Annotated in this window: 15 protein-coding genes; all 15 read right to left on the bottom strand. The window is 42.4% G+C overall.

Annotated features, from left to right (window positions below; all coding sequences use genetic code 11):
* Positions 1 to 77: 77 nt before the first annotated feature.
* Positions 78 to 449, bottom strand: a complete 372-nt coding sequence (locus MKZ10_RS07340; RefSeq protein WP_342509294.1) for a small basic family protein — start codon at positions 447 to 449, stop codon at positions 78 to 80.
* 2 nt (positions 450 to 451) lie between these two features.
* Positions 452 to 1171: a DUF881 domain-containing protein gene (locus MKZ10_RS07335; protein WP_342509292.1), complete on the bottom strand. Its 720-nt coding sequence runs from the start codon at positions 1169 to 1171 to the stop codon at positions 452 to 454.
* An 18-nt stretch (positions 1172 to 1189) separates the two neighbouring features.
* Positions 1190 to 1918 carry a DUF881 domain-containing protein gene (locus tag MKZ10_RS07330; protein WP_342510074.1) on the bottom strand — a complete coding sequence of 243 codons (729 nt, stop codon included), beginning with the start codon at positions 1916 to 1918 and terminating at the stop codon, positions 1190 to 1192.
* Positions 1893 to 2690: a cell division protein FtsQ/DivIB gene (locus tag MKZ10_RS07325; protein WP_342509290.1), complete on the bottom strand. Its 798-nt coding sequence runs from the start codon at positions 2688 to 2690 to the stop codon at positions 1893 to 1895. Before MKZ10_RS07325 ends, MKZ10_RS07330 begins: the two co-directional genes overlap by 26 nt.
* Positions 2691 to 2706: 16 nt before the next feature.
* On the bottom strand, positions 2707 to 3804 hold the full coding sequence (gene ftsW / locus MKZ10_RS07320; protein WP_342509288.1) for a putative lipid II flippase FtsW: 1098 nt from the start codon (positions 3802 to 3804) through the stop codon (positions 2707 to 2709).
* A 20-nt stretch (positions 3805 to 3824) separates the two neighbouring features.
* Positions 3825 to 5177, bottom strand: coding sequence for a UDP-N-acetylmuramoyl-L-alanine--D-glutamate ligase (murD, locus tag MKZ10_RS07315; RefSeq protein ID WP_342509285.1), 1353 nt, complete (start codon positions 5175 to 5177; stop codon positions 3825 to 3827).
* Positions 5178 to 6149, bottom strand: coding sequence for a phospho-N-acetylmuramoyl-pentapeptide-transferase (gene mraY / locus MKZ10_RS07310; RefSeq protein ID WP_342509283.1), 972 nt, complete (start codon positions 6147 to 6149; stop codon positions 5178 to 5180).
* A gap of 85 nt (positions 6150 to 6234) precedes the next feature.
* Positions 6235 to 8148, bottom strand: coding sequence for a penicillin-binding transpeptidase domain-containing protein (locus tag MKZ10_RS07305; RefSeq protein WP_342509281.1), 1914 nt, complete (start codon positions 8146 to 8148; stop codon positions 6235 to 6237).
* A 52-nt stretch (positions 8149 to 8200) separates the two neighbouring features.
* Complete coding sequence (locus tag MKZ10_RS07300; protein WP_342509279.1) at positions 8201 to 10384, bottom strand: penicillin-binding protein; 2184 nt, start codon at positions 10382 to 10384, stop codon at positions 8201 to 8203.
* 35 nt (positions 10385 to 10419) lie between these two features.
* Complete coding sequence (ftsL, locus tag MKZ10_RS07295) at positions 10420 to 10791, bottom strand: cell division protein FtsL (RefSeq protein ID WP_342509276.1); 372 nt, start codon at positions 10789 to 10791, stop codon at positions 10420 to 10422.
* 16 nt (positions 10792 to 10807) lie between these two features.
* Positions 10808 to 11740, bottom strand: a complete 933-nt coding sequence (gene rsmH, locus MKZ10_RS07290; RefSeq protein WP_342509275.1) for a 16S rRNA (cytosine(1402)-N(4))-methyltransferase RsmH — start codon at positions 11738 to 11740, stop codon at positions 10808 to 10810.
* 46 nt (positions 11741 to 11786) lie between these two features.
* Positions 11787 to 12218, bottom strand: coding sequence for a division/cell wall cluster transcriptional repressor MraZ (mraZ, locus tag MKZ10_RS07285; protein ID WP_342509273.1), 432 nt, complete (start codon positions 12216 to 12218; stop codon positions 11787 to 11789).
* Positions 12219 to 12492: 274 nt separating this feature from the next.
* Positions 12493 to 14112, bottom strand: coding sequence for a bacillithiol biosynthesis cysteine-adding enzyme BshC (gene bshC, locus MKZ10_RS07280; protein ID WP_342509270.1), 1620 nt, complete (start codon positions 14110 to 14112; stop codon positions 12493 to 12495).
* 90 nt (positions 14113 to 14202) lie between these two features.
* A complete protein-coding gene (locus MKZ10_RS07275) occupies positions 14203 to 14589 on the bottom strand; it encodes a DUF3397 family protein (RefSeq protein ID WP_342509268.1) in 387 nt (128 codons plus the stop codon).
* Positions 14590 to 15492, bottom strand: a complete 903-nt coding sequence (locus tag MKZ10_RS07270) for a 2-dehydropantoate 2-reductase (protein WP_342509266.1) — start codon at positions 15490 to 15492, stop codon at positions 14590 to 14592. It abuts the gene before it with no gap.
* Between the last annotated feature and the right edge of the window lie 63 nt (positions 15493 to 15555).

The raw sequence follows: 15555 nt of genomic DNA, 5'->3' as shown, positions 1-15555 counted from the left end.
TATTACATATATACCCCATTCTATTGTATTACAGGCGCATTGTCTAAATATTTTCGACATCTCTTATTCAAATCCTTTTATTCCGAAGCATTTGTCGCAGAATGTTTGCCCCGCTCCGTCCATTTAGTGAGTATAATCCTCCTAATGACGGCGATATTTTGGAATAATCGTACACCAAAGGCAAAAACTGCTGCTAAATACAAATCAACTCCTAAATGTACGCCTAGAAATGCCAGAACAGCCGCAAGAGCAATGTTGAAGAAGAACCCTGACACAAACACCTTATCATCATACACCTGCTGTAAATAGGCCCTGATGCCTCCAAATAACGTATCGAGAGCAGCGAGCACTGCAATCGATAAGTAATTGCTATAAATTTGTGGAATTTGTATGTCTGATAATAAACCAAGTGAAATTCCAAGTATCAGCCCGAGCAAAGGTAACCACATAGTCATTCTCCCTTCGGCAGTTCCTTCAAAAATTGGTTATCGAATTTCTCTGAAAAGCCACGGATTTCCATTTGCGCTATTGGTTTTCCGATATCCAACAGAAGATTGTCCAGATAAAAATCATCGTGAATCGGTGAGGCAGCTAAATAATTGTACATCTTTTCAGTTTCCTTCTGCGATGGTGAAATAATCTTTATAGAAAACGGCGGGGTTGACACGTTCAATCCATTTACCGTCGTCACGCTATTGATATCCCTGATTGAACTTAATGTTGTAAATCGTTTACCGTCAATTTCAAGTGTGAACCCTTTGTAACGACTCACTTCATTGACAAAACGGGTCAGTAGGTCTGGGGAAATATCTTGGATTGGCATGCCGTATGCAATGCTTTCTGCAGATGGTCGTACTTCGATAAGAATACCCGGACCTTCCACATCTGTCATACCCGCCTGTCGATACAAATTGTCTACCGTTTCAGTAAGGGCTTTCCCTGTATTTTCATCATTTAATGATTTGTAGGTATAAATCGTTCTGTCCAACTCGCGGATTTCAGACAGTAATTCGGAGTGTAGCTGTTTTTCTGTGGACAACTCATTGCGAATCGTCCAAATATCTCGTGTATCGCGCTCCTCCGGACTTTTCATCGAACTGTATTGGACGGCTATCATAAACCCAACGATTAGTAAGATTAACGTGAATCTCCAATGTATCACTTTTTTCACCCGTCCAACCTCCTACCTTCAACTATCAGTCCTTAATGCAGATAATTGGATTTCCTTTAGTTGTTCCGTTGTTACAACGATATTATCGCGAATGAGGCTATCTATGACGCCCCCCTTTAAATGCAGTGATGCGGACAGTACATCCATATCTCCAATCGCTTCGATAACGAATGGCGCGGGAAAAGTCCGTCCATCAATCGTAATAACAGGCCCAGTACATTTAATATAAGAATTTGACGTAATTCTTTGTCCATTTATCGCTAATCCTTGTGCCCCCGAAATTTTAAGTTCATTGATGACCCGAAAAATATGGCTCTCATGAACAATATAATCATTCGGATTTTGTTCAACTGGATCATATTCGGCATCTTTAAGCGTAATTTTGACACCTTGTCCAACAGCTGGTATTACACCAAGCAGCAAGCGAAGATCCTGTGCCTCTTCAACGAGACCAGCATGATCTTCCTCCCTAGTAGAAAAAGAACGCTCATACTCATGAATCTCTTCCTGCTTAGCGGCGATTTCATCCGTTAACTCCTTGTTGCGTTCTTGTTGACTTATCAAATCTTCCCGATACTTTTCTTCGTTGAGGAAAGATGCAGATTGAATATTATCAGTTTCATCATGCGTGCCAAGTGTTCGATAGGAAAAGGCTAGTATGAAACCAAGAACAAGAAAGACGACAGAAAAAAGAATATGCCTTCCTCTCTTCTTATACTCATCATTCGTCTTCTTCGTCAACGGGATCAACCTCCTCTTCTTCATCTACAGGACCGTACATCTTACTGAATGGAACAAAGAATGTACCCACCTCCATATCAATAACACCTTTTTCATGGCCCTTCAATTGTGCAGTAATTTCTGGATAGAATGCCATCCTTTCTGCAAATGTCGAAATGATGGCACGGACTTCAAATCCATCAATCATGTAAACGGTAATACTTTCTTCATCTTCCGCCGACTCATCGAAAATGATTTCAGAAATGAGATGGTAGACATCATTTTCCACTTTTAACAACTGAGTCGACATTCGCTTTAGACTATCCGCATTCGTGAAATTATTGAGTATGGGAGCCTCTGCTTCCGGCAATAACACCCCCGCCGGAAATGTATCACCATTTTCGAGCAACAAGCTATATTGTCCGGCCTCTTCAAGATAAGCCACCGTGTCCCATTCAGTAATGACAATTTCGATATCTCTCAGCCATTTCCGAGAAACTGCTACTTCCTCAACACCATTAATAGCCATCAATCGTTCTTCCACATTCGCAATACTGAAACTCCATAAAGGGGCGGCCGTTGTTAACCCACTCCGCTCCTTGTAAAGGGACGACTCATGGAGCACTGCCCCCTTAACACTTATGTCACCGATTTTACTCAGGGCCGATTGGAAATAGAGAATAGCGAGGAGCGCAACAACAAATATCATCAACATGAACAGGAATTTCTTGTTCGTCTTCCTGCGACGCTTCTCCCGCATGGAAGGGATTCGGTCTTCAATATCAATGACTTTGTCCATATCTGCCTCTCCTTTCTCAACCTAGCTTCTTCTTATTATTACTTGTAAAATGCATAATAGTTCCAGCCGCCATCCAAGTCGTCATTAAAGACGATCCCCCGTAGCTGATGAACGGCAGTGTGACACCTGTTACAGGCAATAGTCCCGATACAACGCCTACATTCAAAAAGGTTTGAAAAAGAATCATCGAACCCATTCCAGCGACCATCAGAAATGCATAGCGTCCTTTCGTTCGAATAGCGATACCAAACGTTGTCACCAATAGCATGACAAATAGTAATAACACCACAGTCGCACCGATGAATCCCGTTTCCTCCGCAATAATCGAAAAGATGAAATCATTTTGCGGCTCTGGCAAATATAAATACTTCTGACGACTGTTACCATAGCCATGCCCGACCAATCCACCAGGAGCGATAGCAAATAGCGACTGAATCCCTTGAAAACCTGTTCCACGCGGATCACTCCAAGGGTCAATATATGACTTGATACGATCTAAACGATACGGTGCTGCTGCAATTAAAGCGATAAAGGCAGCAATTCCTCCACCACCTAGAAATGCAAAGAACTTTAATGGGTAGCCAGCGATGAATAATATGACGAAAGCCGAAACAATCATAATGACCGCGGAACCAAGATCCGGTTGAAGCATGATGAGACCTGCCGGCAGGAGGATTAAACCGAAATGACTTAGTCGGAAAATGCCTTTCCCGGCCGTATCATTCATACTGCAAGCCAGCTTGCCGATGAGTGCAACCTTAATGAATTCGGCAGGTTGTATACTAAAGGGACCAAAAGCAATCCAACTTTGAGATCCATTTCTTACGGCCCCGATACCAGGTATAAGGACTGCAACAAGTAGTATGATCATAACCGAATAGAATACCGTCCACATTTTCGGGTTGGATGTTAATGGACTTTTCATTATGACAATGGCAATGCCGATCGATACCGCCATATAAATAGCTTGTTTTACGATGAATGGTGAAGAATCTACGTAATGGACAGCTCCCCAGTATGAGCCCGCTGAATGGACGAAAACCAATCCTATGAATGACAGCGCCACGGCCGAAACGATAAACAACGTTTTCAACTTACTTTCCAGTGAACGCATCCTTCCGCAAAATTACTCAATCATTGTAGCTGCATGACCGCCTCAATAAATTCGTCGCCCCGTACTTCGAAACTTTCATACTGATCCCAACTTGCACAGGCCGGCGACAGCAAAATAATATCTCCCACCTCAGTGAATGGATAAGCCTTTTGCACAGCATCCTTGACATTTTCAGCATAAATAATTTCTTCAATACCACAGGAAGCGGCAAAAACAGCAAATCGCTCAGCAGTTTCTCCTAGTGCGACGACAGCTTTAATTGTTGCCATATAGGGTCGTAGCTCTTCAAATGACTGTCCACGATCCAATCCGCCTGCTAGTAAAATAGTCGGCGCATGAAATGCAGCTAATGCGCTTTTCGTTGCCAGTGTATTCGTCGCTTTCGAATCATTGTAAAACTTACGACCCTGTAACTCTTTGACAAACTGCATTCGATGCCGGACACCTGTAAAGGAGCTAAGCACATTTTCAATGGCTGTTTTATCACAGCCAGAAAGAATCGCTGCAGCAGTAGCCGCAAGTATATTTTCAAGATTATGTTGACCCGGCAACTTGATAATAGAACGTTTTACGTAAGGCTCACCGTTCCAATAGATTAGTTCATCATCCGCTGATATCCCCTGCTCCTTCTTTCCGGTTAGAGAAAAAGGTATTTTTACTGCCAAGGAGCCCGTCACATAGTTGCGAAGCCCTGGCTGATCATCATTGTAAATGACGTAATCCTCTTGTGTTTGGTTCGTCGTGATTGCCGATTTTGCAAAAGCATAAGCCTCAGGCGACCCGTGATAATCGAGATGTGCATCGTACAAATTTGTCCAAATGGCAATATGTGGACGGAACGTTTCTGTCCCCATTAGCTGGAAGGATGAAGCTTCTAGAACGATGATTTGTTCTTCTGTCGCTTTTTCAGCAACCGCGCATGACACTGTCCCAATATTCCCAGCAATTAGCGGCTGCTGCCCCCCAATATTAAGCATATGGTAGAGCAAAGTAGTTGTTGTCGTTTTTCCATTTGAGCCTGTAATAGCAATAATAGGTGCTTCACTAATTCTCGACGCAAGCTCAATTTCTGTCCAAACAGAAATTTCTTTCGCCAATGCTTCTGCTACAACTGTATTACTATAAGGAATACCGGGATTTTTCACAACGACATCAAAGCCTTCATTGAGAATCCCGATTGGATGACCACCACAGATTACTTGAATCCCCTTCGAGCGTAACGTAGCCACCTCTTCACTTCCCTCATCTGGCGAGGCATCATTCACAGTGACAATCGCCCCAAGTGAATGTAGTAGGTGAGCAGCGGCCGAACCACTTTTAGCAAGCCCGAGCACAAGTACTTTCAAGTCATGAAATTGTTCTCTATTTTTCACTTACATCACCTCCAACAAGACAGGAATGATAGCTGCCAGCAATGAAATTCCCCAAAAAACAAGAACAATCTTCCATTCAGACCAGCCTGACAATTCAAAATGATGATGAATCGGGCTCATTTTGAAAACTCGCTTCCCTGTCGTTTTAAAGCTAATGACTTGAATAATGACGGACAACGTTTCAATAACATAGACAATCCCGATGACTAGTAGCAAAAATTCTTGCTTGATCAATACTGACAACATGGCGAGTGCTCCACCAAGTGCCAATGAACCCGTATCCCCCATAAATATTTTAGCCGGCTTAACGTTGAAAATAAGGAAACCAAGCATGGCGCCCGTCACAACAAAAGCAAATAATGCGATATCCTGCTGACCGAAAATCAGTGCTAAAACACCAAATGCCCCAAAGGCAATAGAAGATGAACCTGCAACAAGCCCATCTAATCCATCCGATAAATTAACGGCATTGGAAAACCCAACTAGCCAGAAAATCAGAAATGCTACATAAAATATGCCAAGCTCCATTTCATAATGTGTAAACGGAATTTGAACTATCGTTTCAAAAGGACCAAGCTTTAGAAGGAAGAATGCAATGACTGCAACAATGATTTGACCGATTAACTTTTGGATAGAGGTCAATCCGAGATTCCTTTTCAACACAACGATTATGAAATCATCGAGGAAGCCGATGATACCAAAACCAACGAACACAAGTAACAGGACTATCGTCTGCGTCGTCAAAACATCGTTTATGTATGAAAGTATTAGCGTTGACAAAATGATCGAACCGATAAAAATCAGTCCACCCATCGTTGGCGTACCCGCTTTTTTCAAATGACTTTTAGGTCCTTCTTCTCGAATGCTTTGCCCAAACTTCAATCTTCTGAGGGCTGGAATGATAAAGTATCCCAACAGTGCTGAAATTATGAATGCAACGGCAATGGCCGTTAATATTGTGACGAGTGTCATGATTCTTTTCTCCTTCTATCATTTGAAGCAGCGGCTTCTATGAACAACTTCAGACTCTTCATTCACATCTGCTGTTTCAAATATGTTATTCCGTATATAAGTGGATGATATCGTCAACTGATATTAATGTATCAGCGGCTGGTAATTGAGATTTTACTTGCTTACCACTGCCATGCCATTCGAGACGATACGTATACAATGATCCTGTAATATCCTTTTTGGTCATACCTATCAAGTCGGGGACTCGTTGCGTCATTTCATCGCCCCATTTGTATTTCTTGTCAATTTGTCCTTGCCTTTTCGTAATACCTGCAAGCGGGGCAATTTCTTCCATAATCCTACCAACAATAGGTGCTGCAATTACGCCACCAAACTGGACCGAGTTTTTCGGGCTGTCGATGGCAATATAAACAAGTAATTCGGGATCATCTGCCGGAGCAAAGCCGATGAATGACACGATGTAATCACCGTCTTTATAATGACCATCAACGACTTTTTGTGCAGTCCCCGTTTTACCTCCTACTCGAAGTCCGTCAACAAAAGCTTTTCCACCAGAGCCATTGGCAACAACAGATTCCAATGCTTCCCTTACTTGCTCAGAGGTTTCTTTGCTTATAACACGTCGTTGCATATCTGGAGTGAATGACTGGAGCGTCTTGCCTTTATCATCTGTTATTTCTTTGACAATATACGGGCGATATAAATAACCACCATTTATCGCAGCAGCGACAGCTTGCACTTGTTGAATAGGCGTTACCGAAATACCTTGGCCAAATGCAGTTGTCGCTTGTTCAACGGGACCGAAATTTTTTTCCGAGAAAAGAATTCCTTTCGCTTCCCCTGCAATACCTGATCCTGTCGTTTGCCCAAAACCGAAATCACGGATATATTCATTTAATTTTTTCGGACCTAAACGTTGCCCAATTTCTACAAATCCTGGGTTACAGGAGTTTTCGACGACTTCTAAAAACGTTTGATCCTTATGTCCTTCTCGTTTCCAACAGCGCAATCTCGCATTGGCGACCATCACATAACCAGGATCATAAAACTGTTGTTCCAAATCCACTACTTTTTCCTCAAGTCCTGCTGCCAATGTAATAATTTTAAAGGTAGATCCCGGCTCAAATGTCATCCAAACAGGTAAATTTCGATTATAGATACTTGGATCCACGTCTTGGTATTTCGATGGATCAAAAGTCGGTGCAGAGGCCAATGACAATAACTCGCCCGTTTTAGGATTCATAACAATCGCCAACGCCTGCGTTGCATCAAATTTCTCTATCGCCTGCAACAGCTCGCGTTCAACCACCTTCTGCATATCGATATCAATCGTTAGCCCAATATTAGCGCCTTTGTTACCTATCTTGAAACCATCATCGACATGCGGTAAAGGTATTCCTTTCGCGTCTGTATACAAGCGAATTTTATCGCCAGTTCCTTGCAGGATTTGATCATAGGCATACTCTATACCCGCCAATCCATCATTATCATAGCCTGTAAAGCCAAGCAATCTCGATAATAACTCTCCATTCGGATAGTTCCTAACAAAATCGACCCCAGTATACAATCCGTCAATTTGCAAACCCGCGATTTCATCTGCTTGCTCTTTTGTAATGTTTTTTCCTTCAGGCGCCAATTTTACCATGTAAGCTTTTTCCGACATTTTTTCTGCCAATTTTACCGCATCTACCTCAAGAATACTTGCGAGTGCAGTCGCAGCAGATGTCACCTCTTGATTTTGAGAAGGCATAAAATATAAAGTGGGAGCTAGCCTACTCCCGACAATTAAACTACCATTGCGATCCACAATATCCCCACGCATACCACCAAACGGAATTTCACGATCCCAATTCTCTTCAGCTCGATCTTTCAATAATTCATGTCTAATGATTTGTACGTGGAACAACTTACCAATGACTAGCGCAAGCAAAATAACAAATATCACAAAAGTTGCTCGCAATCTCTTTTTAGATTGTAAACTTATAAAATTCCGCAGCATCTACACCTCACGTTTTTCTATCAACGTATGATGCAGTACGGATGGCTATTCGTTAACCGCCAACTATACTCTCTTCTTCGGTCGTCTCTTCTTCTGGTTTGTAAATATCCACGGGCAGATTCAGTTGGAGAACTACCGGTTCATGGTCACCAATAACCGTTCCCTTTGACAAACTTTGCTCCATTACATATCCATCACCGTTCATACGAATATCTAGCCCGGACAACATTTTAAAGCTCAACACCATTTTCTTCGACCAGCCTGTAAAATCAGGTAGTGAAGTAGCTCCCGCTGTCTTCAATAGAATAACAGCATCTTCTGTGAGTTTAGTACCCGCTTGGGGATATTGTTGTTCAATTCGTCCCCCCTCACCAACTACAACAGGATTGAAGCCATCTTGCTTAAGCTGTGCAATCATTTCGGCTGAATCCATACCAATCGCTTTCCTTACAGTTGTTGCCTCGATAATATTATCACCATTTGGCACGATATTCATATACCTTAAACTACTCTCCGTAATAGAAGTGAACAGTTCTGCAACCGGCACTGAACCATGTACTCCATCCGGTAGCTTTGGTTGTTGCACGATGACGTACGTAATAAGCTCTGGATTTTCAACAGGTGCCATCCCAAGGAATGAATAGAGGTAATTACCACCACCACTTAAATAGCCACCACCCTTTGGATTTGGAATCTCGGCAGTTCCGGTCTTGCCCCCAACTGTATAGCCATTCAGCGCAAACTTTTTAGCTGTCCCTTTTTCTCCAGTAACTGTTGAAGCAAGAACTTCTCTCACTTGCTTAGCCGTAGCTGCTGATATCGGGCTATCATGCTCTTCAGGCTCTTGTTCTATGACGCTTTCACCCGTATTCGGGTTGGTCATTTTATCAATGACATATGGCTTCATCATAACACCATTATTTGCAATGGACGTCGCTGCCTGAATCATCTGCATCGCCGTCACAGTAGAACCTTGTCCATAAGAAGTTGTCAGTCGTTCGGAAGGATATCTATCCAAAATCACACCTGCTGCTTCGTTCGGCAAATCAATTCCGGTCTTTTCCCCAAAGCCAAATTCACGCATATACTCTATGAACGTTCGATCACCTAACCGTTCTAATAAGTAGGCCATCGAAACGTTTGATGATCGTTGGAAACCTTCTAAATAACTAATCGTCCCCCAACCTTCCCTCACAACGTCTCGTATCGTTCGATCATAAATCCTATATTGACCTGATTTGAACAAGGCATTCGGATCCCATTTCCCCTCTTCAACAGCTGCTGCTAATGTGAACATTTTTAGCGTTGAGCCTGGTTCGATTGTCGTTTCGAGTGCATCATTCAACCAGTTCTCCGTCAACCCTTCTCGTGTAGCAGGGTGAAATGAGGGGCGTTGACTCATTGCGAGTATCTCACCCGTTTTTGGGTCCGCCACAACGACAAGCATCTTTTCCGGTGAATACTCACTTTCAACCCGAGTCATTGCATCTTCTACAAAGCTTTGAATCGTCTTATCGATTGTTAGCTGAATATCATAGCCGTGCTGAGCTGGGGTTATGATTTCTTCTGCCTTCGGTAATTTGTTGCCCCATCCATCTGACTGAAAGTTCACTTTCCCATCCGTTCCTGTCAACTCTTTATCGTACGTTGATTCTAGTCCCATTTTCCCGACCGTCGACAAATTCCCATCAGCATCTTCTTCTCGCATGGCAAACCCTATAAGATAAGAGGCAAAAACACCATTCGGATAAAATCGTTTTTGATCCTCCAGGAAAATGATTCCGGATAACTCCTTCTCGTCGAATTCCTTTCGAATTGCAAGAACCGTTTCGTGACTAATATCTCGTCCCGCTTTTCCTAATTCTAATTGGTATTTTTCCCAATCAGAGTACTCATTCAGTTTCGAAAGAATATGCTCCTTTTCAAGCGGTATATACTTAGCCAATACTTCAGCTGTCGCCTCAAAGTTTTCTTTCAAAACGTGGCGCGGTTTTTTAGTCCCTTTACTTGCCTTTTCATCCAAGATGATAAGCATTTTATAGCTCAGCGTATCCGCAGCAATCAAAGCACCATTGCGATCAACAATTGTTCCTCGATCTGCTTTCAATATGGATTCTCTTGCATATTTCGCTTCCGCAAGTGCCGCCATTGCTCTTCCCTCTGCCTGTCCCGTCGCTTGAATAAAAATCATTCTTCCAAACAAAAGAAAAAAGAGCCCTCCGTAAAGAAAAAACATCAGAAAGGCTCCCCATTGAAATCGAAATTTCTTTTTCATTGTCCTGACACGACCTTTACGTTATTGTCGTTCGGGTTCAAACCGAGCTCCTTCGCTTTCTTCCAAATTCGATCATATGTAGATCTTTCTTTCACTAGGATGGACAGTTCCGCGTTTTGCTTGGATATTTCTGCGATGTCCTTCCCTATTGTCTGTACTTCTTTATTGGTTCCATTAATTTGCGCTTGCGTATGTAAAATCATTATTGAAAAAAGGACGAGAGATGTTGCAAACAGCACGAATAAGAATTTTTCTCCAACAGAAAAGACTTTTCGCGAAGGACGTATTTGCGGTTGCTTTTTCGGTACTTCCGGTACTTCAAGCTCACGTACATATGACGTTTGAAATCTTCTTTGTTCTAATGCCATTTACTAACTTCCCCCTTTACTTTTTTTCAGCGACTCTTAGCTTAGCGGATCTTGCACGCTTATTCGCTTCTATTTCTTGATCATTCGGTACAATTGGCTTTCTTGTCACAAGCTTTAATATCGGCTCCATGCCCTCTGGAATAACGGGCAAGTTAGGTGGCAAATCCGGGTAAGAAGATGCCTCTTTGAAAATCGTTTTACAGAGTCGATCCTCTAGTGAATGGAAGGTAATGACACTAATGCGTCCCCCTGGATTTAATAATGTAATCGCATCGACTAATGACTCCTCGGCTGCGCCAAGTTCATCATTGACGGCAATACGGATTGCCTGGAACACCCTTTTCGCCGGATGACCGCCTGTCCGTCTTTTAGCCGCTGGAATGCCCGCCTTAATTAGTTCAGCGAGTTCAGCAGTTGTGCGGATTGGAGCTTGCTCACGCGCTGCCTCTATTTTCCGAACAATGCTCTTTGAAAACTTCTCTTCACCGTAACGGAAGAAAATGCGTACAAGATCTTCAAATGCCCAGTCATTGACAACGTCATATGCTGTTAACGATGCCTCCATATTCATGCGCATATCGAGTGGAGCATCATGATTATAACTAAATCCACGTTCTGGTGTATCGAGTTGTGGTGATGACACGCCTAAATCATACAGTATTCCGTCGACAGATGTGACGCCAATTTTAGCCAATTCCGATTTCAGGTTTCTAAAATTCGAATGGACAAACGTCACTTGAGGAAGATATTCTTTCAAGCGCTCTTTAGCCACCTCAATCGCTGTTGTATCCTGATCGAAACAAATCAATCTACCTTGCGCTGATAATTTCTTCGCGATTTCTTTACTGTGACCCGCCCCTCCGAGCGTACAGTCCACGTAAATTCCATCGCTTTTTATATCCAAACCTTCGACGGCTTCGTGAAGTAATACTGTAGTATGGTTAAACATAGAAACCGCCCACTTTCTTAGATTGTTGTTTCATAACCTGTTCTATTTAGAAATCAAAGTCAATAATGTTTTCTGCGATGTCATTGAAAGATTGTTCAGACTCAACGTAATAAGCATCCCATAATGGTTTTGCCCAAATTTCAATTCTTCCTGAAACGCCGAGGACGACGCAGTCCTTTTCAACTTTCGCATATTGCAGCAATGATGATGGGATATTGATACGTCCTTGCTTGTCCAATTCAACTTCCGTTGCTCCAGAAAAGAAAAAACGAGTAAATGCGCGTGCATCCTTTTTCGTAACAGGCATTGCTTTTAATTTCTCTTCAAGACGTTGCCATTCATCCATAGGGTAACCGAAGAGACAGTTATCCAAGCCGCGAGTCAACACAAATCCATCGCCAAGATGTTCCCGAAACTTTGAGGGAACAATCAGACGACCTTTTGTATCAATAGTATGCTGATATTCGCCCATGAACATACTCTTCACCCCACTATATGAAATTAATGTACCACATCCCCCCACATTCCTCCACCAATTTTCTAACATTCTTCACCTTATTAGCTAAAAATGTGTCAATAGTACTTGTTTCAATGAGATTCTTCAGTCAACAGCTGTAATGTCACTGCTTAATAGATAAAATGACACATGAGGCACACCAACTTTAAACCTAAAAAATAAAAACTCCTATCCACATAATGAATGTGAGTAAGAGTTTTTAAAATCTATGACATCCGCCGGATGCTGATTCATGTTAAAGATAGACGATTTTATGCTTGCCGTCCATTTCAAAAGGCAATTGTAAAAGATCCTTGATAAGTGTTGGTCCATAGCTATTCAAATATGAATAGGGTGTATAGAGACGCTCCTGCAATGATGCTTCAGGGAACAACTCGCCTTCAACTATGTCGAATTGACGAATAGCGACAACATGTTTTAACAACAGTGCATCCTCGGCTTTATCCTTCAAATACTTCAGTTGCTTTGTATGGAACTGGAGGTTTTTTTGTATGAGCTCCTGCATCATCGTTCCTTGCTCTGCTGACAGCTGCGCAATTTGTTCGTATTGGCTATTCAGCATCTTCTCAGTGTCATCCAACGCTGCATTGAAATCCTCATCGCGTAATGACTCGATAAAATGCTCCTTCGCAGTAAACACCTGGCCAGACATAGCATCTTCAACTGTGAAGGATTTTTTGTCTAACACCTGCTTCACTTGTGGACTAACAAGTGTGATGGACATCCGTGGAACGATAATTGGCATTTTCAAACCTAAATGATGAAAAGCTTCTTTTAACACTGCCCAATAAGCAATTTCCCCTGGACCTCCAACAAAAGCAAGTACTGGGAACACCAAATCCTGCATAATCGGCCTTGTTGCAACATTATTGCTCAGAAGCCATGGTTGTTTTTGCGCAATTTCGAGCATGTCAGCTGTCGTAAATCGTAGACCCGTGCTGTCATTGACAAAATAACCATCTTTTCTTGATAGCAGAACACGTCCCGTCTCATGGACGTAAAATAAGTTTGCTGCATCTCTTTCTGCACCGATTGGAGGCTCAAATCCTTGTGCTGTATAGTTTTCTTCCTTTTGCATGATTTTTTCTGCAAGCTGCTCGGACTGTTCGATTAATTGAACAAAATAGTTCGTTTCTAGTTGGCGTAACGGTTTATATGCCGAATCGATGAATAATAAACCTTCATCTCGGAACAGTCCATTCATAAGTCGGACGAAAAATTGCGTGAAGGTCTTTTCCTGCTGTGCCGCTTCCAGCACTTCATCCAACAAGTCTTTCGTATACGAAGTTTCACCAAATTTACCAAAAACACCTTTGACGAATGAAGTCATTTGCACACTGTCATACGTAGCATCTGATGCCATGAGCTTGAGAACAAATTTCTCACGGTATTGCTGCTTCACTGCACGGCCATTCAATTCCGTATACGTATGATTAATTTCATTCAAATCATGATCTTCTCCAGCAACCCAAAAGACTGGAACGACAGGAATACCTAACGCCGCACGTTTTTTTCTTGCAAGCAAAATGACTGTAATTGCTTTGTGGACAGAGTAAAGCGGCCCTGTCAAAAGGCCAGCCTGTTGGCCACCAATAACGGCAACTGCATTTTCTGCCAACTCTTTCATATGCTTGTCTGCATTGGCAGATATACCAAAAGGCTCCATGAATGTACGAACTGCCTCTGCTAATTGACGTCTTTCAAAAGGACGAGTTGCAAGCTCTGCCAGCCTGTCAACATACGAACTTTCTTCCTCATGACCATAATCAAAATAAGTATGTAAAAATTCTTTATCATTAGTATATGCCTGCATTACTTTGTTGTTCCCTTGTAATGCTAAAACTTTCAATTTCATCGTTCATGCCCCTTTGTGACTTTAAGTATGAAAAGAGTATAGCATTCTAAGCTATAGGATTGAAAAACAAACGCTTAGACTACTCACATTTCAAGTCATGTACTCGATGACCTTCATGATTATACCGATAAGCATCAAAAGGATATAGCTTACTGTTAAAACGAGAAAATATAAGCGCCATGTTTTTCGGAGCAGACGTGTAATTTGAAATTCTTTTACTTTCATTCTTTCTAGGACGACGCTAACGATTGCAATGAGCAAAGCAACTCCAACTATATAGACACCTGCTCCTTCTCCGATAATCGTCCGAAAAATGATATACACGGTTATAAATAGAACGGGAGTTGTTATATCAGCAGCAAGACCGATAACCGATGACGGCGCCCTTCCTCTCTTTCTCATAACAATAAGGAAGATGAGCGTGACGACATACGGGAACAACAATAGTCCCCCAAATATCGTTGTAATGACTCCCATTCACATTCCCTCCCCTCGCTGATTTATTGCATAGAGCATCGTTTCAAGCATTGTCAAAAAAGGTAATGATTTATGACGTTCTTTTGCTTTACGAAGGACAGCCGTGACAATCGTATCGATTTCCATCGGACGGGCTGCCAAACAATCTGCCAACATCGATGACTGATTACGCGCCGTCTTTCTGCATACCTCCACCACAGCTTCGTATGTTAAAACCTCTGCCATTTCCGGAAACGCAGTGATTAGTTCATCAAACAAAGTATCAAATAGTTGCCGGCAATAGTCATTTGTAAGCAATTCACCATTTTCCACTTTTAAAATAGCTGTTAATGGGTTAATCATACAGTTAATGAAAACTTTACGCATCATTATTTGTTCAGCATCCACATGATAACGAACAGGAAATTTTTCTGAATGCGCTTGTCCAACGCTGTCAAATAACTGCTTCCCCCCTCTAAATGGAGCAATTGTTAGCATCCCCACCCCATTATGATTAACCGTTCGATTATCCACCCTGCGCGCTCCATGCTCCACCGTGGCGAAAGCGATATGCGGTAAATCGGTTTTCTCTACTAACGTCATATGACCGATGCCATTTTGAACAAATAATATTGGGTTTTTTACTTCCCCTCGCTGCAGTTCGGCAAGGAGATCAGGAATACCTGCATATTTGACAGCTACAATCCACAATGCAGGCGACGCCAGCAGGCGGATGTCCGTCGTTGCCCGTACATCGTAAACACTCGCTGTTCCATCCTGGTTGATGCGTTGAATCCCCTCGTCTCGAATAAGTTGCGCTTGTTCTTCCCTTCTTACATAAAATGTTACTGCCATTCCCGCTTCAGCCAAAAACGATCCTAGTAGCAGACCAATTGAACCTGCACCTGCAATGACTATGTTCATTCGACAGCCCCCTATCAATTACGCCTCTGCGTAATTGCGCCCAGATTTTGAATTGAGCTTGCT

The sequence above is a fragment of the Sporosarcina sp. FSL K6-2383 genome, assembly GCF_038618305.1.
Lineage (GTDB): Bacteria > Bacillota > Bacilli > Bacillales_A > Planococcaceae > Sporosarcina.
This window is presented reverse-complemented; position numbering and strand designations above follow the sequence as displayed.